Annotated in this window: 23 protein-coding genes; 12 read left to right on the top strand and 11 right to left on the bottom strand. The window is 71.9% G+C overall.

Annotation, left to right across the window (positions count from 1 at the left end; genetic code table 11):
- Positions 1 to 42: 42 nt before the first annotated feature.
- Together AB0M11_RS31665 and AB0M11_RS31660 are read right to left on the bottom strand one after the other, a co-directional pair.
- Positions 43 to 1,548 (bottom strand): SDR family oxidoreductase, encoded by a 1,506-nt coding sequence (locus AB0M11_RS31665; protein ID WP_365711577.1) that lies wholly within the window; start codon positions 1,546 to 1,548, stop codon positions 43 to 45.
- A 161-nt stretch (positions 1,549 to 1,709) separates the two neighbouring features.
- Positions 1,710 to 2,387 carry a type III effector protein gene (locus tag AB0M11_RS31660; protein ID WP_365711553.1) on the bottom strand — a complete coding sequence of 226 codons (678 nt, stop codon included), beginning with the start codon at positions 2,385 to 2,387 and terminating at the stop codon, positions 1,710 to 1,712.
- Between the two features lie 127 nt (positions 2,388 to 2,514).
- Here AB0M11_RS31660 and AB0M11_RS31655 point away from each other — a divergent pair, with 127 nt between their 5' ends.
- From AB0M11_RS31655 to AB0M11_RS31635, 5 genes are all read left to right on the top strand, one after another.
- Complete coding sequence (locus tag AB0M11_RS31655) at positions 2,515 to 2,946, top strand: Hsp20/alpha crystallin family protein (protein ID WP_365711551.1); 432 nt, start codon at positions 2,515 to 2,517, stop codon at positions 2,944 to 2,946.
- A 192-nt stretch (positions 2,947 to 3,138) separates the two neighbouring features.
- On the top strand, positions 3,139 to 3,597 hold the full coding sequence (locus tag AB0M11_RS31650) for a DUF2267 domain-containing protein (protein ID WP_365711549.1): 459 nt from the start codon (positions 3,139 to 3,141) through the stop codon (positions 3,595 to 3,597).
- Positions 3,598 to 3,844: 247 nt separating this feature from the next.
- Positions 3,845 to 7,069, top strand: coding sequence for a fused isobutyryl-CoA mutase/GTPase IcmF (icmF, locus tag AB0M11_RS31645; protein ID WP_365711547.1), 3,225 nt, complete (start codon positions 3,845 to 3,847; stop codon positions 7,067 to 7,069).
- Positions 7,070 to 7,492: 423 nt separating this feature from the next.
- Positions 7,493 to 7,828, top strand: coding sequence for a hypothetical protein (locus tag AB0M11_RS31640; protein ID WP_365711545.1), 336 nt, complete (start codon positions 7,493 to 7,495; stop codon positions 7,826 to 7,828).
- 300 nt (positions 7,829 to 8,128) lie between these two features.
- Entirely contained in the window at positions 8,129 to 8,845 is a 717-nt protein-coding gene (locus AB0M11_RS31635) for a hypothetical protein (protein ID WP_365711543.1), read from the top strand.
- A 49-nt stretch (positions 8,846 to 8,894) separates the two neighbouring features.
- Here AB0M11_RS31635 and AB0M11_RS31630 read toward each other — a convergent pair whose 3' ends face one another.
- A complete protein-coding gene (locus tag AB0M11_RS31630; protein WP_365711541.1) occupies positions 8,895 to 9,911 on the bottom strand; it encodes a zinc-dependent alcohol dehydrogenase family protein in 1,017 nt (338 codons plus the stop codon).
- Between the two features lie 238 nt (positions 9,912 to 10,149).
- Here AB0M11_RS31630 and AB0M11_RS31625 point away from each other — a divergent pair, with 238 nt between their 5' ends.
- From AB0M11_RS31625 to AB0M11_RS31615, 3 genes are all read left to right on the top strand, one after another.
- Positions 10,150 to 10,287, top strand: a complete 138-nt coding sequence (locus AB0M11_RS31625; protein WP_365711539.1) for a hypothetical protein — start codon at positions 10,150 to 10,152, stop codon at positions 10,285 to 10,287.
- Between the two features lie 108 nt (positions 10,288 to 10,395).
- On the top strand, positions 10,396 to 10,755 hold the full coding sequence (locus tag AB0M11_RS31620) for a hypothetical protein (RefSeq protein WP_365711537.1): 360 nt from the start codon (positions 10,396 to 10,398) through the stop codon (positions 10,753 to 10,755).
- Positions 10,756 to 11,379: 624 nt separating this feature from the next.
- Positions 11,380 to 12,252, top strand: a complete 873-nt coding sequence (locus AB0M11_RS31615; protein ID WP_365711535.1) for a S8 family peptidase — start codon at positions 11,380 to 11,382, stop codon at positions 12,250 to 12,252.
- Between the two features lie 9 nt (positions 12,253 to 12,261).
- On the opposite strand, the gene AB0M11_RS31610 is transcribed toward AB0M11_RS31615, so the two are convergent.
- From AB0M11_RS31610 to AB0M11_RS31600, 3 genes are read right to left on the bottom strand one after another with little or no spacing between them, the layout of a single operon-like run.
- Positions 12,262 to 13,122: a phosphatase PAP2 family protein gene (locus AB0M11_RS31610; RefSeq protein ID WP_365711533.1), complete on the bottom strand. Its 861-nt coding sequence runs from the start codon at positions 13,120 to 13,122 to the stop codon at positions 12,262 to 12,264.
- Positions 13,119 to 13,928: a polyphosphate polymerase domain-containing protein gene (locus tag AB0M11_RS31605; RefSeq protein ID WP_365711531.1), complete on the bottom strand. Its 810-nt coding sequence runs from the start codon at positions 13,926 to 13,928 to the stop codon at positions 13,119 to 13,121. The genes AB0M11_RS31610 and AB0M11_RS31605 overlap by 4 nt, the downstream gene beginning before the upstream one ends.
- Positions 13,925 to 14,578, bottom strand: a complete 654-nt coding sequence (locus AB0M11_RS31600) for a DUF4956 domain-containing protein (protein ID WP_365711529.1) — start codon at positions 14,576 to 14,578, stop codon at positions 13,925 to 13,927. The genes AB0M11_RS31605 and AB0M11_RS31600 overlap by 4 nt, the downstream gene beginning before the upstream one ends.
- Positions 14,579 to 14,730: 152 nt before the next feature.
- Here AB0M11_RS31600 and AB0M11_RS31595 point away from each other — a divergent pair, with 152 nt between their 5' ends.
- Complete coding sequence (locus AB0M11_RS31595) at positions 14,731 to 15,402, top strand: response regulator transcription factor (protein WP_365711527.1); 672 nt, start codon at positions 14,731 to 14,733, stop codon at positions 15,400 to 15,402.
- Positions 15,399 to 16,793: a HAMP domain-containing sensor histidine kinase gene (locus tag AB0M11_RS31590; RefSeq protein ID WP_365711525.1), complete on the top strand. Its 1,395-nt coding sequence runs from the start codon at positions 15,399 to 15,401 to the stop codon at positions 16,791 to 16,793. The genes AB0M11_RS31595 and AB0M11_RS31590 overlap by 4 nt, the downstream gene beginning before the upstream one ends.
- Before the next feature lie 393 nt (positions 16,794 to 17,186).
- Here AB0M11_RS31590 and AB0M11_RS31585 read toward each other — a convergent pair whose 3' ends face one another.
- The 5 genes from AB0M11_RS31585 to AB0M11_RS31565 form a co-directional block, all read right to left on the bottom strand.
- The gene (locus tag AB0M11_RS31585; protein WP_365711523.1) at positions 17,187 to 17,597 is read right to left on the bottom strand and encodes a sulfocyanin-like copper-binding protein; all 411 of its coding nucleotides are present in this window, start codon (positions 17,595 to 17,597) and stop codon (positions 17,187 to 17,189) included.
- Positions 17,598 to 17,794: 197 nt separating this feature from the next.
- Positions 17,795 to 18,070 carry a hypothetical protein gene (locus AB0M11_RS31580; RefSeq protein ID WP_365711576.1) on the bottom strand — a complete coding sequence of 92 codons (276 nt, stop codon included), beginning with the start codon at positions 18,068 to 18,070 and terminating at the stop codon, positions 17,795 to 17,797.
- A 192-nt stretch (positions 18,071 to 18,262) separates the two neighbouring features.
- Complete coding sequence (locus AB0M11_RS31575; protein ID WP_365711521.1) at positions 18,263 to 19,141, bottom strand: universal stress protein; 879 nt, start codon at positions 19,139 to 19,141, stop codon at positions 18,263 to 18,265.
- Between the two features lie 643 nt (positions 19,142 to 19,784).
- The gene (locus tag AB0M11_RS31570; RefSeq protein ID WP_365711519.1) at positions 19,785 to 21,113 is read right to left on the bottom strand and encodes a TRAM domain-containing protein; all 1,329 of its coding nucleotides are present in this window, start codon (positions 21,111 to 21,113) and stop codon (positions 19,785 to 19,787) included.
- A gap of 88 nt (positions 21,114 to 21,201) precedes the next feature.
- A complete protein-coding gene (locus tag AB0M11_RS31565; RefSeq protein ID WP_365711517.1) occupies positions 21,202 to 23,250 on the bottom strand; it encodes an APC family permease in 2,049 nt (682 codons plus the stop codon).
- A 363-nt stretch (positions 23,251 to 23,613) separates the two neighbouring features.
- Between AB0M11_RS31565 and AB0M11_RS31560 the strand changes: the two genes are divergently transcribed.
- Both AB0M11_RS31560 and AB0M11_RS31555 read left to right on the top strand, forming a co-directional pair.
- Positions 23,614 to 24,285: a TrkA family potassium uptake protein gene (locus AB0M11_RS31560; protein WP_293992737.1), complete on the top strand. Its 672-nt coding sequence runs from the start codon at positions 23,614 to 23,616 to the stop codon at positions 24,283 to 24,285.
- Positions 24,285 to 24,956 carry a TrkA family potassium uptake protein gene (locus AB0M11_RS31555; protein ID WP_365711515.1) on the top strand — a complete coding sequence of 224 codons (672 nt, stop codon included), beginning with the start codon at positions 24,285 to 24,287 and terminating at the stop codon, positions 24,954 to 24,956. The genes AB0M11_RS31560 and AB0M11_RS31555 overlap by 1 nt, the downstream gene beginning before the upstream one ends.
- Positions 24,957 to 25,004: the final 48 nt, after the last annotated feature.

Here is a 25,004-nt window from a genome sequence, read left to right as displayed (position 1 = left end):
GGACGTCCCCAGGACGCTCGCGTGTCGGTCGGGCTGCCGGTCTCAGCTCCCGGCAGGAGACGGGCCGGAGTCGGCACCCGCGGCGTCCCGCTGCTGCGCGCGTTCTGCGGCGCGGACGATGTTGCGGGCCATGCCGCCGAAGACGACCGCGTGGAACGGCGACACGCTCCACCAGTAGAGCTGGCCGAGCAGTCCGTGCGGATGGAACAGGGCCCGCTGCCGGTAACGGGCGCCACCGGCCCCCTCCGCGTCGACGCGCATCTCCAGCCAGGCCAGGCCGGGCAGCCGCATCTCGGCGCGCAGCCGCAGCAGCCGTCCGCGTTCGATCTCCTCCACCCGCCAGAAGTCCAGCGAGTCACCGACCCGCAGCCGCCGCGCGTCACGGCGTCCCCGGCGCAGGCCCACCCCGCCGGCGAGACGGTCGAGTCGGCCGCGCACCGCCCAGGCCAGGGGGAAGGAGTACCAGCCGTTCTGGCCGCCGATGCCCTCGACCACGTCCCACAGGGCCTCGGGCGTCACGTCGGCGTGGCGTTCGCGGACATCGGTGCAGAGGCTGCCGCCGGCCCAGTCCGGATCGGTGGGCAGCGGGTCGCTGGGAGCGCCCGGCACGGAGGCGGAGGACCAGCGGGTGACGACCTGGGCGTCCCGCACGCGCTGCAGCGCGAGGGAGACGGCACGGTCGAAGCCGACCGGGTGGCCCGGCGGGCTCGGCACGTACCGCTCGATGTCCCGTTCCCGGCACACCACCTCGTGGCGCAGCGACTCCGTCAGCGGGCGGGCGATGGCGGCCGGCACCGGGGTCACCAGGCCGACCCACTGGCTGGACAGGCCGGGCGTGAGCACCGGCACGGGCACGATGAGGCGCCGGGGCAGCCCGGCCACGGCGGCGTACCGGTGCATCATCTCCAGGTAGGTGAGCACCTCGGGGCCGCCGATGTCGAAGGCGCGGCTGACGTCGGGCGGCAGGTCGGCGCACCCCACGAGGACGCGCAGCACGTCCCGTACGGCGATCGGCTGGATGCGGGTGTGCACCCAGCGCGGTGTGACCATCACCGGCAGCCGCTCGGTCAGGTAGCGCAGCATCTCGAAGCTGGCCGAGCCGGAACCGATGATGACGGCGGCCCGCAGCACGGCCGTCGGCACGCCCGAGTCGAGGAGGATACGGCCCACCTCCGCGCGGGAGCGCAGGTGCGGGGAGAGTTCCCGCTCGGGGACGCCGGCCGGGGTCAGCCCGCCCAGGTAGATCAGCCGGCCGACCCCGGCGCCGCGGGCCTGCTCGCCGAAGATCCGGGCCGCCTGCCGGTCGGTGCCCTCGAAGTGACGGCCGGCGCCGAGCGCGTGCACCAGGTAGTAGGCGACGTCGACGCCCGCCATCGCCGCGGCCACCGAGGCCGCGTCGGTGACATCGCCCTGGACGACCTCCACCCGGCCGGCCCACGGCTGGTCCCGCAGCTTCCGGGGCGTGCGCACCAGACAGCGCACCCGGTACCCGGCGTCCAGCAGCTCCGGCACCAGCCGCCCGCCGATGTAGCCGCTGGCGCCGGTCACCAGACAGGTCCGCGGACCCTCGGCAGCGGTGCCGTTGCCGTCCGTCGTCCCAGCCGTCTCGTCCGCCACACGAACCGCCTCAGTCGTCGTCCGTGCGCCCTCGCGCCCGTCGCCCCCGGTACCTCTACCGTGCCGCCCGTCCGTCCGGATGCACCGGACGACTACGGCATCCGGGTGATGTCCGCACCGGCGGGAGCGGCCCGGGTCAGGGGGGGTGTGAGGCTGTCGAGCTGCGCGGCGAGGTCGGGGTGGGTGGCGGTCAGGTGGGGGCGGGTGGCCCACAGGGGGTGGACGAGGTCGGCGGGGTCGTCGTGGGCCAGGGCCGCGTGGAGCCGGCCGAGGGGGAGGCGGGCGGTCTCCGGCAGGTCGGTGAGGGCGGTGATCTGGCCGGCGATGCGGCGCAGGTCGGCCGCGTTGCGGCGGGCCCAGGTGGCGGTGGTGCGTTCGGCGGCGCGGCGTTCGCGGGTGGCCTGGACGCGTTGTTCGCCGGTGGTTCCGGCCGGGCCGGGACGGCCGCGCAGATAGCGGCGTTCGGCCGCCTGACGGCTGGCGACGCCGAGGGGGTGGGCGAGCTCGGCCCAGCTGGCTCCGGCGTCCCGGGCGGTCTCGATCAGGCCGGTCTCCCATCCGGCCAGCCGCTCGCGCACCTGCCGGAGCAGCAGGAGGGAGGCCAGGGCCTGGTCCGGGCCGATCTCGTGCGCGCCCGGGGTGCCGGGAACCGCGTGCCGGGCGGCGCGCAGGGCGTCGTCTATGGCCTCCAGGGCGGTCGCGGCGGCGAAGAACGACGCCGGGCTGTTCGCGTCGGCGCTGGGTGAAGCCGGCTGGTCGGCCGGGGTCATGGGCACCTCCCTCGGGTTGTCATCCTTCGGACGACACTTCGTTTGTCATCCATCGGATGACATGTTACAACGGATTCAGTGAGGCGCATTGGCAGCAACTGCCCGAACCCTCTGGAGGTGTTTTCCGATGTTGATGCGCACTGACCCCTTCCGCGAGCTCGACCGGCTGGCGCAGCACCTGGTGGGCCCCGGCACCTGGTCCCGGCCGTCCCCGATGCCCATGGACGCCTACCGCGAGGGCGACACGTACGTGGTGGCCTTCGACATCCCCGGCGTCACCGCGGACGCGATCGACATCGACGTCGAACGGAACATGCTGACCGTCAAGGCCGAGCGCCGGCCGGCGGCGAACGCCGACGACGTGCAGCTGGAGCTGTCGGAGCGACCGCTGGGCGTCTTCTCCCGCCAGCTCGTGCTGGCCGACACGCTGGACACCGAGCACATCCAGGCCGACTACGAGGCGGGCGTGCTCACGGTGCGCATCCCGATCGCGGAGCGCGCCAAGCCGCGCAAGGTCAGCATCGGTGTCGGATCCGGCCGCAAGGAGATCTCCGGCTGAGCCGGACCGCCGAGGACCGACCACGGCGGAGGACGGGCGACCGACCCCCCTCGCCCGTCCTCCGCACCCAGACCCGACGGCGGGCCCGGGACACCGGCGCGTCTGCTCTCCGCCTCCCGGTCCACCCGCCCTCCACCCCCGGTGACCGCACACCGGCACCACGACCCTGGTGACAGAAAGGCAACCACCGCAGTGATGTCCGACCGACGCGCGCCGTTCCAGCAGCCCTACGGACGGGCGTACGAGCAGATGCTGGAGAAGGTCCGCTACGACGGCGCCTACCCCACCCGCGAGAAGGCCGAGGAAGCCGTCCGCCTGGTCCTCGCGGGCCTGGGCCGCCAGCTGACCGGCGAGGAACGCGCCGAGCTGGCCGCCCGCCTGCCCTTCGAGGCGGCATGCGTCCTCACCGCCCAGATCCCCGACGCGCAGCCGCTGACCGGCTGGGCCTTCGTCAAGGACCTCGCCGCCCGTACCGGTGCCTCACAGGCCACGACCCGCTGGGACACCGGCTCCGTCCTGTGCGCCGTCGCGGCCTGCGCCGGCCCCGACCTGCTCACCCGTATCCTCCGCCGGCTCCCCTCCGGCTACGCCCTGCTGTTCGGCCGCGCCGAACTCACCCCGGCACCGACACCGGCACCGGCCTGCTCCTGACCCTTGCCCCACCTATCCCGCCAGCCACACCGGACCCGGCCGCCTCACCGCGCCGCCAACCGTTCGCGCTCGGCACGCCCTCCGCCCCTGGGGCGCGCCGCTTCCTCGGCGGCGCGGGCAGCACGGCCGGGAACGGTCGTGCGCGGTCGCCTCGGCGGGTGTGGGCGGCATCACGCGGCGAGGATTTACTAGGACGTCCTACTATTTTACCGTCCGGTACGTCGCTCGAACCGCCGAGAGGGCATCCATGCGTGATCTGCACCGTCCCCACCAGCCGGTCCGCCTGCTCACCGCCTCGGCGCTGTTCGACGGCCACGACGCGTCGATCAACATCATGCGGCGCATCTTCCAGTCCCAGGGGGCCGAGGTGATCCACCTCGGGCACAACCGCTCGGTGCAGGAGGTGGCCGAGGCGGCGCTGGAGGAGGACGTCCAGGGGGTGGCCGTCTCGTCCTACCAGGGCGGCCACGTGGAGTACTTCGAGTACCTCGTCCAGTCGCTGCGCGACCGCGGCGCGGACCACATCCGCGTGGTCGGCGGCGGTGGCGGCGTGATCGTGCCCGACGAGATCGACCGCCTGCGCAGGAGCGGTGTCACCATCTTCTCCCCCGAGGACGGCCAGCGCATGGGCCTCGCCGGGATGGTCAACTCGGTGATCCGGGACTGCGACTTCGACGTCTGGGACCGGGCGCCGGCCGAGGCCGCGGAAGTGCTCGCCGGGGACCGGCAGGCACTCGCCCGCGCCCTCACCGGAGCCGAACTCGGCAAGCTCCCCGCGGGCTTCATGGAGAAGCTGCGCGGTGCCACCGCCGGGACCGTGCCGGTGCTCGGCATCACCGGTACCGGCGGCTCCGGCAAGTCCTCCCTGACGGACGAACTGGTGCGCCGGTTCCGCGTGGACCAGCGGGACCGGCTGCGCGTCGCCGTGCTCGCCGTCGACCCGACCCGCCGACGGGGCGGCGGCGCGCTGCTGGGCGACCGGATCCGGATGAACTGCCTGGACGGGGACCGCATCTTCTTCCGCAGTCTCGCCACCCGGGGAAACCGTGAACTGCCCGAACACCTGACGGACATGATCGACGTGGTCAAGGCCGCCGGTTTCGATCTGGTCGTCCTGGAGACGCCGGGCATCGGCCAGGGCGACGCCGCGATCGTGCCCTTCGTCGACGTCTCCCTGTACGTGATGACGCCCGAGTTCGGCGCGGCCTCGCAACTCGAGAAGATCGACATGCTGGACTTCGCCGACGTGGTGGCGATCAACAAGTTCGAGCGGCGCGGCGCCAAGGACGCGCTGCGGGACGTGGCCCGGCAACTGGTGCGCAACCGTGAGGCGTTCCACCAGGGGCCCGAGGACATGCCGGTGTTCGGGACGTCGGCGGCCACGTTCAACGACGACGGGGTCACCGCCCTCTACCAGCATCTTCGGGCCGCGCTGGCCGAACGGGGCCTGCCGGTGGGCGAGGGCGCGCTGCCCTCGGTCGGGGTACGTCACTCCTCCGGCATCCGGCAGGTGGTGCCCGCGAGCCGGGTCCGCTATCTCGCCGAGATCGCCGAGACCGTCCGCGGGTACCACGCGGAGACGGAGCACCTGGTCGCCGCCGCCCGCCGGGTCCAACGGCTGGACGCGGTCCGCGACGAGCTGGTCGCGGCCGGCGCGGACAGCGCGAACGTCGAGTCCCTGCTCGCGGACGCCCGCGGGCGCGTCCCGGTCGCGGTCGCCGAGCAGCTCCGCAACTGGCCCGCGGTGGTGGCGTCGTACTCCGGTGACGAGCAGGTGGTGAAGACCCGGGACAAGGAGACACGCACCGCGCTGACCCGCGAGTCCCTGTCCGGCAACAGGATCCCCCGGGTCGCCCTGCCGGCGTTCACCGACCACGGGGAGCTGGTGCGGTTCTGGCGCGCGGAGAATCTGCCCGGCCACTTCCCGTTCACCGCAGGGGTGTTCCCCTTCAAACGCGACGGCGAGGACCCGGCGCGCATGTTCGCCGGCGAGGGCGACCCGTTCCGCACCAACCGGCGCTTCGCCCTGCTCTCCGAGGGCCAGCCGGCCACCCGCCTGTCCACCGCCTTCGACTCGGTCACCCTCTACGGCCGCGACCCCGACCGGCGCCCGGACATCTACGGCAAGATCGGCACCTCCGGTGTCTCGGTGGCGACCCTGGACGACATGAAGGCGCTCTACGCCGGATTCGACCTGACCGACCCGACGACGTCGGTGTCGATGACGATCAACGGCCCGGCCCCCGCCGTGCTGGCGTTCTTCCTCAACACCGTCATCGACCAGCAGACCGAGAAGTTCCACGCCGCCGAGGGCCGCGCCCCCTCGGCCGCGGAGGCGGCCGCACTGCGCGCCCGCGCGCTGGCGACGGTGCGCGGCACGGTGCAGGCCGACATCCTCAAGGAGGACCAGGGCCAGAACACCTGCCTGTTCTCCACCGAGTTCTCGCTGCGGATGATGGCCGACATCCAGGAGTGGTTCATCGAGCAGAAGGTCCGCAACTTCTACTCGGTGTCCATCTCCGGCTACCACATCGCCGAGGCGGGCGCGAACCCCATCAGCCAGCTCGCCTTCACCCTCGCCAACGGCTTCACCTACGTCGAGGCCTACCTGGCGCGCGGCATGCACATCGACGACTTCGCCCCCAACCTGTCGTTCTTCTTCTCCAACGGCATGGACCCGGAGTACACCGTGCTCGGCCGGGTCGCCCGCCGCATCTGGGCCGTCGCCATGAAGGAGAAGTACGGCGCCAACGAGCGCGCGCAGAAGCTGAAGTACCACGTCCAGACCTCCGGACGGTCGCTGCACGCCCAGGAGATGGACTTCAACGACATCCGCACCACGTTGCAGGCCCTGACCGCCATCTACGACAACGCCAACTCGCTGCACACCAACGCCTACGACGAGGCGGTGACCACCCCCTCCGAGGAGTCGGTCCGCCGGGCCCTGGCCATCCAGCTGATCATCAACCGTGAGTGGGGCCTGGCGATGAACGAGAACCCGCTGCAGGGTTCCTTCGTCGTCGACCAGCTCACCGACCTCGTCGAGGAGGCGGTGCTGGCCGAGTTCGACCGGATCAGCGAGCGCGGCGGTGTGCTGGGCGCGATGGAGACCGGCTACCAGCGCGGCCGCATCCAGGACGAGTCGATGCTGTACGAGCAGCGCAAGCACGACGGCACCCTGCCGGTCATCGGCGTCAACACCTTCCGCCGGCCCGGTGGCGACGCCGAGCCCACCGGCCTGACCCTCGCCCGTGCCACCGAGGAGGAGAAGACCTCCCAGCTCCGGCGCGTGCACGAGTTCCGCGACGCGCACCGCGAGGAGGCCGGGCCGGCCCTCGCCCGGCTCAAGGAGTCCGCCGTCGGCGACGCCAACGTCTTCGCCGTCCTCATGGAAGCCGCCAGGGTGTGCACCCTCCAGCAGATCACCGAGGCGTTCTTCGAGGTCGGCGGCCAGTACCGGCGGAACGTGTGAGCCGGGGCGTCACCGGCGACTGACGCGACCGGCATCTCCTCGTACGGGCGGTGGCCCCTGCACGCGGGGCCCGGCCTGACCGCGTTCGAACTGCGCCGGCTCGGCGGCGCCCTCGCCGCGCCCGCGCCGAACGGCGGCGCCCTCGACCGTCTCGCGGCGCCGCTGCTCCATCACGGGCTCGGACCGGCCGCCGAGGAGACCGCGAGGGACCTCAAGGCGGTACGGCCCGCCCTCGAACCCTCCCTGACGGGGTACACGGCGCCCCACTTCGTCGCTCACTTCACCCAGAGGTCAGGACCTCTGCCGTTGCCGTCGGCCGCCCAGTGGCCTTCCTCACCTCGACATTTCCATACGTCGTATGGCAATAATGGCAGCGGGATTCCATACAACGTATGGAACCACTGGCCACCAGGAAGGAAGATCATGAAGAAGCTCGCGCAGCGCATCGTCGTCACCGTCTCCGCCGTGGCGGTCACGGGCGCCACCGTCCTCGGCGCCGGGGGCGCCGCCGCGGCCGCAGCCCCGGCCTCCGCACACGCCCCGCACCCGGCCGTCAGGACCGAGGCCGCCTCCCACGCCTGGGACCACGGCGTCGGCTACCTGCTGGAACAGGGGTACACCTGCGACGAGACCCACGGCTGGCACCTCGACCACACCCGCGGGAACGCCACCCGGCACGACTGCGACGGCCTCTTCTACCGCGACGGCCGTTTCTTCCGCGAGGACAGCACCCCGCGCCGCTGGACGTTCGACACCTGACGCCGCCCGCGGTCGCGGCCGAGACCGCACCGCCGGAGACGGGCCGCACCCGCGGGCAGCCGGCAATCGCCACCCCACGACCACCGCCCGAGCGGATCCCGCCGAACCCTCCTTCGGCGCCCCAGCCCGCACGGCCGACGGCGAACCGGCCCGCCAGGCCCGCTACTGGCGCACCCACCGCCGACCAGAACCTTTGGGCCCACTCAAGGGCCGGCTCGGCGGCGCCCACCTTCTCACGGGCGGCGCGCAGGCTGCTGAGTCCTGTTAGCGAGCGCGCACCGTCGCTGGCACACTGAACGTGTGGTTCCGCTGACGGCCGCGACCGATCTGGCCGCGTCCTCACCACTCACCGGCGCGGGCGTGGTGTCGACCTGCGCACTGGTCTTCACCGTCGCGTCGTTCTGGTGGCTCAACGCCAGGCAGGGGCGCCTGAAGACGTGGGAGCCGCATGCCTTCGCAGCGATCATCCACTCCTCCACGGCCCGCCTGCGGCTCCCGATCGTCCTGCACAACACCGGCCCCAAGCCGATAGTCGTACAGGATCTTGTCCTGACCTTCCCCGAGGAGCCCGCCTCCTACCTGCCGCTGCTGTGGGTGTCCACGCGGTCCCGGCTGCAGCCGGGACCGGACGACGACGCGAGGCTGCCGGCCGGCTTCGTCATTCCCGGCAGACAGGCGCAGCAGATCTTCGTCGAGTTCGAGGCACCCTTCTCCGGGTTCCTGCCGGAGGCCCGTGACTACACGGTCCAGCTGCAGGCGAGGGTCGGCCACCGCAAGGGGTGGCGCCGCCTGCTGACGTTCACCCTGCGGGCCGCCAACATCGTCGATCCGGACCGCTACACCGTGTACAACAACGCACCGGTCGAACTGACGAAGGAGGACCAGAAAAGGGCGGACGCAGCGCTCATCGAACTGCTGCAGGAGCAGGCGGACGGCTCCGCAGCGGGCGGCGCGAGGCAGCGGAACTCCTCGGACGACGACGGCGACGCCGCCGACGACTCCGGTACGAACCGCTGAGACGCCGCTCGCCGAGCGGCCCGCGTCCAGCCGGCCCTCCTGCGCGGGGTCAGGGCTTGAGCAGGGCCTTGATGGCGCGGCGCTCATCCATCGCCCGGTAGCCCTCGGCGACCTGCTCCAGGGGCAGCGTGAGGTCGAAGACCCTGCCCGGGTCGATCCGGCCGGACAGGACGCGGTCGATCAGGTCGGGCAGGTAGCGGCGCACGGGAGCGGGGCCGCCGCGCAGGCCGACGTGGGAGAAGAACAGCTCCTCGCCGTCGACCGCCACCTCGTGCGGGAGGCCGACGAACCCGACGTTGCCGCCGGGGCGGGCCGAGCGCAGGGCCGTCTGCATGGCCTGAGCGGTGCCGACGCATTCCAGGACCGCGTCGGCGCCGATGCCGCCGGTCAGCTCCTTGACGCGGGAGACCCCCTCTTCGCCGCGCTCGGTGACGATGTCGGTGGCGCCGAACTCCCGGGCGAGCTTCTGCCGGGACTCGTGGCGGCTCATCGCGACGATCCGCTCCGCGCCCATCTCCTTCGCGGCGATCACCGCGCACAGGCCGACCGCGCCGTCGCCGACGACCACTGCGGTGGAACCTGGCTTCACCTCGGCGGCGTCGGCGGCCCACCAGCCCGTGCCCATCACGTCGGAGACGGCCAGCAGGCCGGGCCAGAACTCCTCGCCGGGCACCTCGTCGGTGGCGACCAGGGTGCCCTGGGCGTTGGGAATGCGCACGTACTCGGCCTGGCAGGTGCTCATGAACTCGCGGCTCAGGCAGTTGGACTGGAAGCCGTTGCGACAGTTCGGGCAGGTGTTGTCCGAGGTCGCGAACGAGCCGACGACGAACTGGCCGGGCCTGACCGCCGTCACCTCGCTGCCGACCTCCTCCACGAAGCCGATGTACTCATGGCCCATGGGGTGGGCTCCGTCGGTCGCGTCCAGGCCGCGCCAGGGCCACAGATCGGTGCCGCACACGCAGGTGACGGCCGTACGGATGACCGCATCGGTGGGGTCGAGGATCTTCGGGTCGTCCAGGGTCTCGAAGCGCACGTCGCCGGGGGCGTGGATCACTGCTCCGCGCATGGGGGGACTCCTTGCGTCCGCTGGAAGGGATGCTCTTCTCCAGGTAACCGCGCATGCGGGTGACCGGCGACTCACCGCTGAAAGCTGCACCGGCGGCACACCCGCGACGCACCGCCTGCGCCCCCGCCCGGAATCGGCTCGTCGCTCCGAGGCGGGTGATCAGGTCGGCTGTCCTGCGGCGCAACGTCCGTTCGCTGAGGCCGAGTTGGCGGGCTCTGGTCTCGTCCTTCAGGCCGGCGTGCAGCAGGTGCAGCAGAGCGCGGTCGTCCTCGCCGACGTCGACACGGCCGTCCGCGTCCCGGGCCGTCGGAGCTCGCCCGGAGCGGGGACGGCCGGCACCGCAGGCGCCGACGGTGCCCTGGCGGACATGAAGTGACCACGCCATGAGAAACGAGGAGCCGTGTGCGCCCGTCTCGCCCGGTCGGGCGATCGTTGGGCGATCGTCCGAGCCGCCGGGGCGCGCCAGTGCATAGAATCCCGTCCCATGCCGACACCTGACGAGCTGCTCGTGGCGATAGCCGCCCTCGTGGAATCCGGGCAGAGCAATCAGATGACCCTGACCGTGGTCACCAGTGGTGCTGTCATCACCGGTCGGCTGGCTCCGGGAGCCATGTGGAGACAGAGGGTGTCCGAGGTGCTGACGGACTCCGCCGACCTGGGCGCGTTCTCCGCCGTCTTCGACACCCCCGCGAGGAAGGACGGACCGCCCACGCATCTGCACTTCCACGTCGCCCGGATCCTGCAAGGTGCGGTGGGGATCCCGGAGACAGGCGGGATGTACCGCGTCGCGATCGAGGACGTCAGTGCCTGGACCGTGGGCGACTTCAGCTACTTCGACCACTGACCCCACCACCGCACGGCACACAGTGCGGCCCACCGGCGCAAGCGTGTCGTCGAGGCGACGCCGGCGGACATACGAAACCGCGCGAAGGAAGGGCAACGGGCCCGACTGGCCGCCGGCACCACCCACACCCGACTGCAGATCGCCGCTCTGGAGGGAACGCTCGCTCCGGCGCAGTCGGCCCGCAGGTCGGCCCTTGCCGCCCTTGCGCGCTCTCGGCGCGGCCGCCCAACGCTGAGGCTGGTCTTCGACGGCCGGATGCCGAACGGGACGGAAGCGACGGTGAGCGGCTGCCGCATGCCCCGTCGGAACCGCGCGCCCCATGTGGTCGTCTTGTGCGCTGACTGTGTGCGGAGCAGGACGGCGGGGGACATCGTGAAGCGAAACGTGACGAAGACCGGTCTCGTGGTGGTGGCCATGGCGACGGTTCTCGGGACCTCGGCCTGCCGCGGGGAAACCGGCGCGGCTTCCGGCGGAAGCGGCGGGGCGGTCCCGGTGCACGGGTCGGCGCGGTCCGTGCCGCCCTCCGGGAACGGGGCGCGGTCAGGCTCGGCGCCCGCGTCTGCCGGCTCCGTGGGGACGTTGTCGGGCGTCGCGCAGGCCGCAGCCCCATCCGTCACCCGTCACGTGCCGTGGAACCTGGACATCCTGGACCAGCGGTCGCGGCCCCTGAACGGGAAGTTGACCACCACCGCCACGGGCAAGGGCGTGCACGTCTACGTGATCGACACCGGGATGGACATCGGCCACAAGGAGTTCGGCGGACGGGCCCACCTCGGGGCCGACTTCGTGGGCCCGAAGGACTCCGGTGACTGCTTCAGCGAGGCGGGCACAGGCCACGGCACGTTCGTCGCGGGCATCATCGGCGGAGCGAAGTACGGGGTGGCGCCCAAGGCGGAGCTCGTACGGGTCCAGGGCGTCCTGTGCGAGAGCGAGGGCGGTGGCTCGCCGACGGCGGCCGAGGCGGCGTTGGTGAAGTCGGTCAACTGGGTCACCGCGCACGCGCAGAAGCCCGCGGTGGTGAACATGTCGCTCAACCTCGATCACCGGTCGGCGGCCCTGGAGTCCGCCGTGAAGAAGATGGTCGACGCGGGGATCCCGACCGTGGTGTCGGCCGGCAACTTCCACGACGACGCCTGCAGGCACTCCCCGGCCGGCGTCCCCGGCACGATCGTCGTCGCGGCCTCCACCCCGGACGACCGCCCGTGGAGCGACGGCGGCTCCTACGGCTCGGGCTACGGACGCTGCGTGGACCTGTACGCCCCAGGCCAGAAGGTGACCGCCGCCCTGGCCGGCGGCGGTACGACCACGGAGGACGACGGCGCCACGTCCTGGGCCGCGCCGCACGCGACCGGCGTGATCGCGCTGTACCTGTCGGCACACCCGCACGCCACGGCCCACCAGGTGCACGTCTGGCTCGACCACACGGCCACCCCCGGTGTCCTGCACGGCGTCCGCTCCGACACCCCCAACCGGCTGCTCAACACCGGCGGGCTCTGACCACGAGGCTCAGCGGTGCCAGTGTCCGCTGACGGCGAGTTCGTAGTCGCCGATCAGGTCGCCGAGGAGGGTTCCGGCGGTCAGGTCGCTGGTGACGTGGCCGGCCATGTAGAGGCGGGAGTAGAGGACTTCGGCCCGCATCCACGCGTAGTCCGCGGCGCGGTGGGGTGTGAGGGCGCCGAGGAAGGTGACGGCCGCTGCGGCGCGGGCGGCGTGGCGGGAGGGGTAGGAGTACGGGCCCTTCGCCCCGGGCTTGATCTGCTTCTCCGGGCGCAGGGTCGGGTCCAGGACGAACGGGGCCGGCTGCTTGTCCTTGGCCGCCAGTCGGTCGCTGATCGTCTTGGCCAGGTTCAGGGCTGCCTTGAGCTCGGCCTTCTCCGCCGTACCCTGCGTGGCGGGGACCAGTTCGCGCTGGTCGTGCAGGTAGAGCTTCCAGATGTCCTTCTTGCCGTGCAGTTCCAGCCAGGTCGCGGCCTTCCTCCCCGCCGCCGTGCGGGCCTTGGCGAGGGCCTGGACCTGGCGGAGTTCCGCGGTGCGCTGTGCGGCCGACGGGGGCGCGGGGACCTGTGCGGCGGCCCACGCGGTGAACGCCTTGTCGTCGCGTGTGGTGCCGTGCTGCGCGGTCCACTGCGCGAAGAGCGAATCGGCCTTCGTGCGCTGGGCCGCCGCCTCCCTGCCGATCGGGGCGATCTCGGCGTCGGTGAAGAGCTTCGGCGGCAGGTCCTGCTTGATCCGTTCCGTCGCTCCGGGCTTCTTCGTGACGGTGGCGGCGGCGACCCACTCCGGTCGCAGCACACCGACGGAGACGGCCGCGACGGCGAGCAGCGCGATCAGGGCGTACGGCCATGTGATGCCGCGCAGGGCGTTCATGCGGCGGGGATCCTTTCGCGGAGCGGATGCGTCTCGGTGGTGAAGTGGGCGCGGGCGAGGCGGCGTACGTCGTTGTCGGGGAGTCCGGGGGTGAGCAGGGACTGGCCGACGATGTACTTGCTCAGGGAGACCGGCCGCGCGCCGAGGCTCAGCAGCAACCGGTCGGCGGGGGCGGGGCGGGTGCCTCCCTTGGTCTCGACGAGGACGTGGCCGGAGTCGAGCACGGCGGTGCGGCCTCCCCGGTGGCAGGTGAGGGCGCCGTCAAGGGTGACGCGGGTGCCGTGGTCGAGGTCGGCGAGGGCGGCGCGGACGTAGCGGACCTCGGTGGTGGGGGCCAGCGCCTCGGCCGTGACGGGGATGCCGGATCCGTGCAGCACGGCGTCGACGAACTCGCCGGCCCGCGTGCCGAGTTCGCCGTAGGCGGCGGCCGGGACCGGGAGGGCGTGCTTGACCGTGGCGCCGCGGCCGTCCTTCGTCTTCACCTCCACCCGGCACAGTGCGTCCTCCACATACAGGCGGGTGCGGACCTTCCAGCGCCGGCGGCGCTGCTGCACGTGGGCCCGCCAGGCGCCGAGTTCCTCGGTGTCGAAGTACGTGCTGAGGTAGCTCGTCGTACGGCGGCCGCCGCCGAGGTCGAGGACGCGGTGGCTGTCGGCGAGGCGGGCGACGACGTCGCGGGCACGGTCGAGCGGGACCAGGTACTTGCGGTCGGTGCGGTGCTGGAGCGCGGCGGCGGCGTCGACCTCGGCCAGCGTCGCGCCCCGCAGCCCGGACAGGCCGAGTGCGGAGGCGAGAGCGGACGTCATGAGAGCGTCAGCTCCTCGCGCGGTTCGGACTGCGCAACGAGCGCGGTCTCGCCGGGCTGCACGGGGTAGCGGGCGGAGACCCGGGTGGTCTCGCGGACGTAGTCGACCTCGTCGACCTCGACCGACAGCGGTGCCTGGCCGAAGCGGAGCGCCACGTCGTGGGCGACGAGCGCGGGCTCCGGATAGATCCGGTCGAGGGTGAGCTTCACGGTCCGGGTCGGCGGGTCGTACGACTTCGGGTCGTCGACCAGCAGAACCGCCAGCAGTACGGCGGCGACCAGGGCCACGACGAGCCACGTCTGCCGGTGCGGCAGCCCCGTGCACAGGGCGATGACCAGGGTGACGAAGGTGTAGGCGACGTCGCGCAGGGTGAACGCCGCGCTGCGCAGCCGGACCAGGGAGAGGATGCCGAACAGGCCGAAGCCGACGCCGGCCGGGAACTTGCCGGAGCTGATCGTGCTCATCGCGGCGAACAGGCCGGTGTTGAGCGCGGCGAGCACCAGTGGCATCGCCGGTGCGCTCGGACGGCGCCGGTAGAGCCGGCCGACCAGGATCAGCAGGGCGAGGACGTCGAGACCACCACGGATCATCAGATCGGTGACCGTGAGGTGGTCGGTGATGCCCTTGGCGGCGAGCACCGATGCGAGCATGGGGGTCCCTTCCGTCACGGCACGTCGGACAACGGACCGGTCGCGGTCCGCGGAGCACCGCGACCTGAACGACGGTAGGGATGTCACATGAACAGACCATGAAGCCTTCCCGGGTACCCTGCCGTGGCCTGTGGCTGGTTAGCCTGACCGGCATGCACTACCTGGTCGTCGACGACGAGACACGCCTCACGGACCTGGCCGTCCGCTACCTGACCGAGTCCGGGCACACCGCCGAGGGCCGCTACGACGGCCCCTCCGGGCTCGCCGCCGCCCGTGACGCGCGCGTGGACGCCGTCGTCCTGGACGTGATGCTGCCCGGTATGGACGGGGTCGAGGTCTGCCGGACGCTGCGCGGCGAGGGCATCGACGTGCCGGTGATCCTGCTCACCGCGCGCGGCGCGATCAGCGAGCGGGTGGCCGGGCTGGACGCCGGCGCCGACGACTACATGGTCAAGCCGTTCGCCATGGAGGAACTGCTGGCCCGGCTGCGGGCGATATCCCGGCGCCGCCCCGAAACGGCACGCCGGCTCCAGGTCGGGGACCTCGTCCTCGACCTCGACCAGCAACGGGTCTGGCGTGGCGAGAACGAACTCGACCTGGCGCGGCGGGAGTTCGACGTGCTGCGGGTCCTCATGGAGAACGCCGGGTGCGTGGTCAGCCGCGTTCGGCTGCTCGACGAGGTCTGGGACGGCCAGACCGACCTGCGCAGCAACGCCATCGACGTCCATGTCTCCAAGGTGCGCGCCAAGGTCGATCGTGCCTTCGGCCGTACGACGATCACGACCCTGCGCGGACGCGGCTACCGTCTGGAGACCACCCCGTGACCCTGGCAGGCCGGCCCCGGGCGTGGTTCAGGCGGCTGCCCGTCGTCGTACGCCTGGTGCTCGCCGTCGCCGTCACCATGTCCCTGGTCCTGACCGGAGCGGCCGGGCTGGTCTACTGGCGGGTCCAGACCGCCCTCGACCAGCAGCTGAACGACGACCTGACCACCTACCGGCACAGCCTCGACCAGGCCGTGCGCACCGGCGCCGGGCTCCCGCCCGGCCCCAGCGGCAGCCTGCGGCAGGTCCTGGACGCGCACGGCCGGGTCCTGAGCTCCAGCGACGCCGTACGCCGCGAACCGCTGCTCACCCCCGCCGAACTCGGCGTCGTCATGCGCGGAACCACGGTCCACCGCGATGTCGGCTCCCTGCTCCCGATCGCGCCGGACGCGCTGCGCCTCCAGGCCGGAAGCGTCACGGCGGACGGACGGACCAGGATCGTGGTCACCGCCGTCCGGCGCGGCCATCGCGACGAGGCGCTGCGCGAACTCCTCGCCCAGCTGGGCATCGCCTCCGGGCTGACCCTGATCGCCGCCTCCTACGTCGGCTACCGCACCGCCCGCGCCGCCCTGCGCCCCGTCGAGCGCTACCGCGTCGGAGCCGCCACCCTCGCCGGCGGTGCCCAGAACCTGCGCCTGGACGTGCCCACCGACCGGGACGACGAGATCACCCGTCTCGGCCACACCCTCAACCACATGCTCGACCAGCTGGAAGCAGCCGCCGAACGCGAGCGCCGGTTCGTCGCCGACGCCAGCCACGAACTGCGCACCCCGCTCACCCTGATGCGGGCCGAGGTCGACGTCGCCCTGCACCGCCCCCGCTCCGCCGAGGAACTCACCGAGACCCTGCGCTCCGTGGACGCGGAGGTGCAACGTCTGATCGACCTCTCCGACGCCCTCCTCGACCTGGAGGAGCTCGGCGGCACCAGCCACATCACCCGAGCGCCGGTACGACTCGCCGACCTGGTCGACACCGCCGTCTCCCCGCATCGGCGCACCGCCGAGCGTGCCGGGTACGGCCTGCACATCGACGCGGACGACACGACCGTCGACGTCGACGCCCGCTGGCTGGTGCCCGCCGTCGGCAACCTCGTCGACAACGCGCTGCGCCACGGCAGCACAAGCGTCCGCGTCACAGCCGCCGTCCGCGACGGCAGGGTGCGGATACGCGTCGGCGATGACGGCCCCGGCTTCCCGGCCGAGTTCCTGCCCCGGGCCTTCGACCGCTTCGCCCGCGCCGAAGCGAGCCGCACCAGCAAGGGATCCGGCCTCGGACTCGCCTTCGTCCACGCCGTGGCCACCGCGCACGGCGGCACCGCGCAGGCCCGGAACACCGCGTACGGGGCAGTCGTCACCCTCGACCTGCCCTGCCGAGCCCCGGGCGGCGCCGGCTGACGAGCAGGGCGCGGCGAGCGCCACCCGGCCGGCGACCTTGCCGGACGACGGCCCGACCGGCCAGCTGATCGACGACAGCGGCGTCGTACCCTGGTGACCTGACCTTGGACGCGTAGGCCCGTCGCCCTCGCTTGGCTGGAACGGCCGCCGCCCCCAGGGGGCGGTGCTCATGGACGTGGTGGTACGGCGGGGCCATCCCCAGGCAGGGCTCACTCTCGCCAACTGACCCTGCCGGGACAGCGGTTCAACGTACCGACGTCCCGTGCTCCACCACGCCTGGAGACACCACACCCATGTTCACCGACTCGGGAGGCTGCCGTCTCGCCCTGGGAGCCCGCCGCTGTGCCGCGCGCCCACGACGTCCCCATGTGCCGTCAGCAGCCGGCGATTCCCTCACCGAGTGACGTCCAGCTCTGTGTACATCCCGGCCGCGTAGTGGCCCCGGACATTGCACAGCAGCTCATAGCGGCCCGGCCGCAGCGTCACCGTGGTCCAGGCCGCCGCACCGGGGGCGATGCCGTCTCCGGCACCACTGCCGCAGGTGCGCGACGCCTCGCCGAGGCTGCCTGCTTCCGACACCCGGCCGCCGGAGCCGACGGCGCGTTCGCCGGCAGCCTGGGCCCCCGGCAGTGGCAACACGATCACCTCGTGGACGAGGGTGCCCGCATTGACCACCCGCACGGTCACCTTTCCCGCCGGGACCGTCACGGGGTGGGCCGCCAAGCGCATCATGCCCATGCCGTACCAGCCGGGACGGCCGTTGTCCGGCGCAGACCCGTTCGGGCCCCGCATCATGCGCCCCATGTCCCACACGGTCACATCGATCGCACTGCCCTCCGCGGCCGGCGCGCTGCATCGGGCGCTCTGCCCTCGCCAGGAGGCCGGTCCCGTCCTGTGGAAGGAGCCGGACGCGGCCATCAGACCCGTCGTGGCGACACCCAGCACCAAAGCAACGGCAGCAATGGCGATCGCCGACCGCACTCCTCGGCGGCGATGCGCTTTCATCGGTGCTCCCGAAGCAGCGCATGCCGGCGTTTGTACTCGTCCTCGTCGATCTCCCCGCGTGCGAACCGCTCGGCAAGCAGGTTCTCAGCCCGTCGGTCCTGCCACCCGCCCTCGCCGGACGGTGGAGGGGGGCCGGGCTGCTGCTGACGCGCACCGGTGAGGTAGCGCACAAGTGCGACGAGCCCGACGATCAGGACGGCCCAGAAAAGCACCATGAACACCGTCATGACGATCCAGCCGCCCCAGCCCCATCCGTCGCCGTACCACATCATGCCGATCACTTCCCTCGGCTGATTGCTCCAGTGCCATCAGGATGGATCAGTGAGACCTCGGTCGATCTGGGCCACAGTTCCCAGAAGTAGGGCCGGAGGACCCAACGCCCCGCCCGGCAGCGGCCCGTCGTCGCCGATAGCCGACTCCTCGGTACTGACGCCGAAGTCCCGCCGACGAACAGGCGGCGGTGGTCACTTGCTGCCGCGGACCACCGCCACGGGGCAGTGCGCGTGATGCAGCAGGGCCTGGCTCACGGAGCCGAGCAGCAGGCCGGTGAAGCCACCGCGGCCACGGGCACCGGCCACGACCAGCTGCGCGTCACGACTCGCCTCGATCAGCGCCGGGCGGATCCGGGAACGTACCAGGCGACGCTCCACCGTGACCTGCGGATAGCGCGTCTGCCACGGGGACAGGGTCTCGTCCAGCAGCCGCTGCTCCTCATCGCGGAGCCGGTCGATGTCGACCACCATGTTCAGCGGGTTGCTCGGATCCTCGTAGGCCAGTTCGCTCCAGGTGTTCCACACGTGCAGGGCCAGCAGGTCCGCACCGCGCATCTTCGCCTCGGCGAAGGCGAACTCGACAGCGCGTTCGCCTGCCGGGGAGCCGTCCACCGCCAGCAGGACGGGACCGGCCGGGTTCAGCGGGCCCCGCACCACCAGCACCGGGCAATGCGCGTACGCGGCCAGATGTACGGCGGTGGAACCGAGGAGCAGGCTGCCGAACGCGCCCAGCCCGCGGCTGCCCACCACGACGAGGGAGGCGGTGCGCGACTCGATCTCCAGCACCATCAGCGGCTCGCCGACAGTGACCTCGCGCCTGATGTCCAGCCGCGGTGCGATCTCGCGTGCCCGTTGTCCGGCCTCGGCGAGCGTGCCGTCCACCAGCTCACGCACCCCCGCCCTGGCGGGATTCCAAGACGGTCCACCAGGCGGTGGATGGATCGAGGGCCACCCGAAGGCGTGCACCAGCCGCAGGCCGACGCCGCTCATCACCGCCTCGTGTGCCGCCGTCTCGACCGCGTCCAGGCTGGACGGTGAGCCGTCGACTCCCACGACGACCGATTTCGCCATGCCGCACCTCCTCGCTGCGCCGACTTTGCGCCCGTCTGCCCGGCTCTCGTCCATCCTCCGCCACCCCGCCGAGCAGCGCATCGGCTCCGATGGCCTTCCCCGCACCCCTTCGGCGCGGCGGTGCCGCACGCGTCCCTGGAGGTGCCCCCAGGTGCCGTCGTCCCGCCGCCCGTAGTAACTCTCACGGATGCTCTGCGCGTACCGGGCGGCCGGTGGCGCAGCCGACGTCACTCGGTCGACGAGCTGCAGGCGCACTCCTGAGACTGCACAGGCATGCGCAGGGCGCGGGCACCCGGACGGCCGGCGACTGGGCACGGCGGGGAACAGCGGCACTTCCGGCAGTGACGGGGAACTCGGTTACGCCGGAGCTGAGGCATCATCCCCATGCAGGCCGGCGCCGCGAGGAGCCACAAGCCCCACTTGCCAGCATGACCATCCGTTTGCACATGAAAGCGGCCGCGAGGACCTGGCGTAACGGTCTTCGATCAATGCGGTGGAGCCCGACGAATTTCGTTACGTGAAGCGGGCGCAGGGGGCCGTATGGCGTCAGGCCGCAAGAACCAAGGGGCTCCGCCACCGCCACGCAGCCTTCCGCTCATCTCCCCAACAGGTCGACCGACGAAAGAAATCAGAAAACCACAGGTCAAGCGCCCTTTTCAGCGCGTTCCAGGATCGCCACGCACTCCACGTGGTGCGTCATCGGGAACAGGTCGAACGCCCGCAGCGTCCGCACCCGGTAGCCGCCGTCCCGGAAGTACGCGAGGTCCCGGGCCAGGGCCGCCGGGTCGCAGGCGACGTAGGCGATGCGGCGGGCGCCCAGGGACGACAGGTGTTCCACCGTCTTGCGGCCCGCGCCCGCGCGGGGCGGGTCGAGGACGATGAGGTCGACCTCCGTGATGCCGGTGCGCGGGAGGACCGTCTCGACCTTGCCCTGCTCGACGCGGACCCGCGGGAACTCGGCGAGGTTGTGGCGGGCGTCCTCCACCGCACGCTTGCCGGACTCGATGCCGAGGACCGCGCCCTTCTCGCCGAGGCGGTCGGCGAGGGCGCCGGCGAAGAGGCCGACGCCGCAGTAGAGGTCGAGCGCCATCTCGCCCTTGCGGGGCAGCAGGCCCTGCATGACCGCGGTGACCAGGGTGTCCGCCGCCTTCGGGTGGACCTGCCAGAAGCCGCCGCTGCCGACCCGGTGGGTGCGGCCGTCGGCGCGCTCGCGGACGAAGGCGCGGCCGTGGACGCGGTGGATGCCGCCGTCGTGCTCGTCGACCCGCATGACCGAGACCGGCCGGTCGAGTTCGACGAGGGGGAGGCGGGCGCCGGGGCGGGGCTCCAGGATCACCATGCGGTCCTGGGAGCCCGTCGCGGCGATCGCCTCGATCGAGACCATGCCCGACCAGTCACGCTCCTCGATGCCCAGCTCGCTGACGCCCGGCGCGGCGATCATGCAGTGCTCGATCGGCTCCACCTCGTGCGAGCGGTGCCGGCGCAGTCCCGCGTTGCCGTCGGCGTCGACGGCGTACTGCACGCGGGTCCGCCACTGCGGCACCTCGCCCGCCGGCAGCTTGTCGCCCTCGGCGGGCATGACCGTGCCGTCCCAGCCGGCCTCCTCGGGCGTGAGGCCGGCGAGCCGCTGGAGCTGCTCGGCGATCACCTCGCCCTTGAGCCGGCGCTGGGCGCCCGGCTTGGCGTGCTGCCAGTCGCAGCCGCCGCAGCGGCCGGGGCCGGCGTAGGGGCAGGGAGCCTCGACGCGGTCCTTGGACGCCTCCAAGACGTCCACCGCGTCGGCGCGCAGGAAGCGGGCGCCCTCCTCGCCCTCGGTCACCCGGGCCACGACCCGCTCGCCGGGCAGCGCGTGCCGCACGAACAGCACCTGGCCCTCGGCGGTCCTGGCGATGCAGTGGCCGCCGTGCGCGACCGGGCCGACCTCGACCTCGTACTCCGTCCCCACCAGCGATTTCTTCGGTTCTGCCTGCATGGCGGGGTGACTCCAGATCAAGGGGGAGGGAAACGGCCCCGGGCGAGGGCCGACGACAGCCCACCAGTCTACGTGCTCCCGCGAACCCCTAGTTACTGCCGCTGGGCTCCTTCGGCCGGTGCTCCGCCGGACCACGCCGCACGGCACCCGGCGCGCTCCACTCCTGCCGCCTGCGCGCCCGGACCTTGGCCGCCTCCGAGGACGCCAGCTGGTAGGGCACGGACGTCACCATCACGCCCGGGGTGAACAGCAGCCGGCCCTTGAGCCGCAGCGCGCTCTGGTTGTGCAGGATGTGCTCGTACCAGTGGCCGACCACGTACTCCGGGATGATCACGGAGACCGCGTCCCGCGGGGACTGGGCGCGCAGGCCCTTGACGTACTCGATGACCGGCCGGGTGATCTCGCGGTAGGGCGAGTCGAGGACCTTCAGCGGCACGTCTATCCCGCGCCGCTCCCACTCCTCGCGCAGCGCCCTGGTCTCGGCCGGGTCGACGTTGACGGTGAGCGCCTCCAGGGTGTCCGAGCGCATCAGCCTGGCGTAGGCGAGGGCGCGCAGGGTGGGGCGGTGGATCTTGGAGATGAGGACGACCGAGTGGACCCGGGAGGGGCGCACCAGGTCGTCGTCGGGCTCCTCGGGGGCCGAGATCTCCTCGGAGACGCGGTCGTAGTGCTTACGGATCGCGGTCATCGTCGCGTAGAAGATGCACATGCCGAGCAGCGCCACCCAGGCGCCGTGGGTGAACTTCGTGACCAGGACGACGACCAAGACCAGGCCGGTGAAGAAGGCGCCGAACGCGTTGATCGCGCGGGAGCGGATCATGTGGCTGCGCGTGGCCGGGTCCTTCTCCACCGCGAGGTGGCGGTTCCAGTGCCGGACCATGCCGGTCTGGCTGAGCGTGAAGGAGACGAACACGCCGACGATGTACAGCTGGATCAGGCGGGTCGAGTCGGCGCCGTAGATCACCGTGAGCAGGGCGGCGGCGCCGGCGAGCAGCACGATGCCGTTGGAGAAGGCGAGACGGTCGCCGCGGGTGTGCAGCTGGCGCGGCAGGTAGCGGTCCTGGGCGAGGATCGAGCCGAGCAGCGGGAAGCCGTTGTACGCGGTGTTCGCGGCCAGGAAGAGGACCAGGGCGGTGGCCGCGGCGAGCAGGACGAACAGGAAGCTGCCCTTGCCGAAGACGGCCTCGGCGACCTGGGAGATCACCGGGTTCTGGACGTAGCCGGGGCCGATCGGGACACCGCCCCGGACGAGGTCGGTGGCCGGGTTCTCGGCCATGCGGACCTTGGTGGTCATCGCGAGCGCGATGATGCCGCAGAACATGGTGACCGCCAGCAGGCCCATCATGGCCAGCGTGGTCGCCGCGTTCTTCGACTTCGGCTTGCGGAAGGCCGGAACGCCGTTGGAGATGGCCTCGACACCGGTGAGCGCCGCGCAGCCGGAGGAGAAGGCGCGCAGCAGGAGGAAGACCAGCGCGAAGCCCGCGAGGCCCTGGTGCTCGGCCCTGATGTGGTAGCCCGCGGTCGGGGCGCGCATCGTGTCCCCGAGGACCAGGCCCCGGAAGGCACCCCACGCGATCATGATGAAGACGCCGCCGACGAACACGTACGTCGGGATAGCGAAGAGCTTGCCGGACTCCTTCACGCCGCGCAGGTTCATCAGCGTCAGCAGCACGATCACGGTGACCGCGCACAGCACCTTGTGCTCGACCACGAAGGGGACCGCGGAGCCGAGGTTCTCGATGCCGGAGGCGATGGAGACCGCGACGGTCAGGACATAGTCGACGAGCAGCGCGCTCGCGACGGTCAGGCCCGCCTTGGGGCCGAGGTTCGTGGTGGCGACCTCGTAGTCGCCGCCGCCGCTCGGGTAGGCGTGCACGTTCTGCCGGTAGGAGGCGACCACCGTGAACATCAGCACGACGACCGCGACGGCGATCCAGGGGCTGAAGTGGTACGCCGACACGCCCGCGATGGACAGGACCAGCAGGACCTCCCCCGGCGCGTAGGCGACGGAGGACAGCGGGTCGGAGGCGAAGACGGGGAGGGCGATGCGCTTCGGCAGGAGTGTTTCGCCCAGCCGGTCACTGCGCAGAGCGCGCCCGATCAGGATCCGTTTGGGCACGTCGGTCAGTTTGGACACGAGAGAGGATCGTAGGCCTTCCAGCTGCCAGGTCTCCAGCCGCGGTACGGGATCTGCCTCCCGAGTGAAAAAGGCGACGGCTGGAACTGCGGATTCCGTAGCTTACGCCCGATCCGTGCCTAGATGGCAGACCCCGCCTGTCCGCGCACTTCGGAGGTCCCATGCCCGCGACCGCAGAGTTGATCGGTGCCACGGTCGCCCTCGTCGGCCTCGGAATCCTCACCGCCTGGAGCGTGCGCAGCATCACTCGCCGATGAGCCTGCCCGAGGGGTGCCCGGCCGGGACGGTGCGTGTGTAGCTTGGGGCTCGGTCTGAGACCCTGATGGGGCTGAGCAGTAAATTTGGGACACCGGAAGGACGGTCGTGCACATCGTCATCATGGGCTGCGGCAGAGTGGGTTCCGCTCTCGCGCAGACCCTGGAGCAACAGGGGCACACGGTCGCCGTGATCGACCAGGATCCCACCGCCTTCCGCAGGCTGGGCCCGGGGTTCGGCGGCCGCCGGGTCACCGGAGTCGGCTTCGACCAGGACACCCTGCGCGAGGCGGGCATCGAGGAGGCCGGCGCCTTCGCCGCCGTCTCCAGCGGCGACAACTCGAACATCATCTCCGCGCGGGTCGCCCGCGAGATGTTCGGGGTGGAGAACGTCGCGGCCCGGATCTACGACCCCCGGCGCGCCGAGGTCTACCAGCGCCTCGGCATCCCGACCGTGGCCACGGTCCGCTGGACCGCCGACCAGATGCTGCGCCGGCTGCTGCCCTCGGGCGCGGAGCCGCTGTGGCGCGACCCCACCGGCGGGGTGCAGCTCGCCGAGGTGCACGCCTCCCCGAAGTGGGTCGGCCACAAGATCAGCAGGCTCCAGGAGGAGACCGGGGTGCGGGTCGCGTTCCTGACCCGGCTCGGCGAGGCGATGCTGCCCACCTCGCAGACGGTCCTGCAGGAGGGCGACCTGGTGCACGTGATGATGCGGACGGACGACGTCGACAAGGTCGAGGCCGCCTTCGCCGGGGGTCCGGAAGAGGAGGGCGGTCACTGATGCGGGTCGCCATTGCCGGGGCCGGTGCCGTCGGCCGCTCGATCGCGGGCGAGCTGCTGGAGAACGGCCACGAGGTCCTGTTGGTCGACAAGGCCCCGACCGCCATCTCGGTCGAGCGGGTGCCGCAGGCGGAGTGGCTGCTGGCCGACGCCTGTGAGATCACCTCCCTGGACGAGGCCGCGCTGCAGCGCTGCAACGTCGTGATCGCCGCGACCGGCGACGACAAGGTGAACCTGGTCGTCTCGCTGCTCGCGAAGACGGAGTACGGCGTTCCGCGCGTCGTCGCCCGGGTCAACAACCCCAAGAACGAGTGGCTCTTCAACGAGGCCTGGGGCGTGGACGTCGCCGTCTCGACGCCGCGCCTGATGTCCGCCCTGGTGGAGGAGGCGGTGTCGGTCGGCGACCTGGTCCGGCTGCTGCGCTTCAGCCACGGCGACGCGAACCTGGTGGAGCTGACGCTGCCCGAGGAGTCGGCCCTGGCCGGCACCCAGGTCGGCGACGTGGCGTGGCCCGAGGACACCTCGCTGGTCACGATCATCCGCGGCACCCGGGTCCTCACCCCCTCCCCCGAGGACTCCCTGGAAGCGGGTGACGAACTGCTGTTCGTGGCCGCCCAGGCCCGTGAGGAGCAGCTGGAGGACCTCCTGTCGGTGCGGCGCGAGGACGGCTGACGGACGGCCGACACACGGCACGCATGGCAGAAGGGCGCCCTCCGCTGC

This window comes from Streptomyces sp. NPDC051987, from assembly GCF_040680735.1.
Classification (GTDB): Bacteria; Actinomycetota; Actinomycetes; order Streptomycetales; family Streptomycetaceae; genus Streptomyces.
The sequence above is the reverse complement of the archived record's forward strand: the minus strand, read 5'-3'. Positions and strand labels throughout refer to the sequence as shown.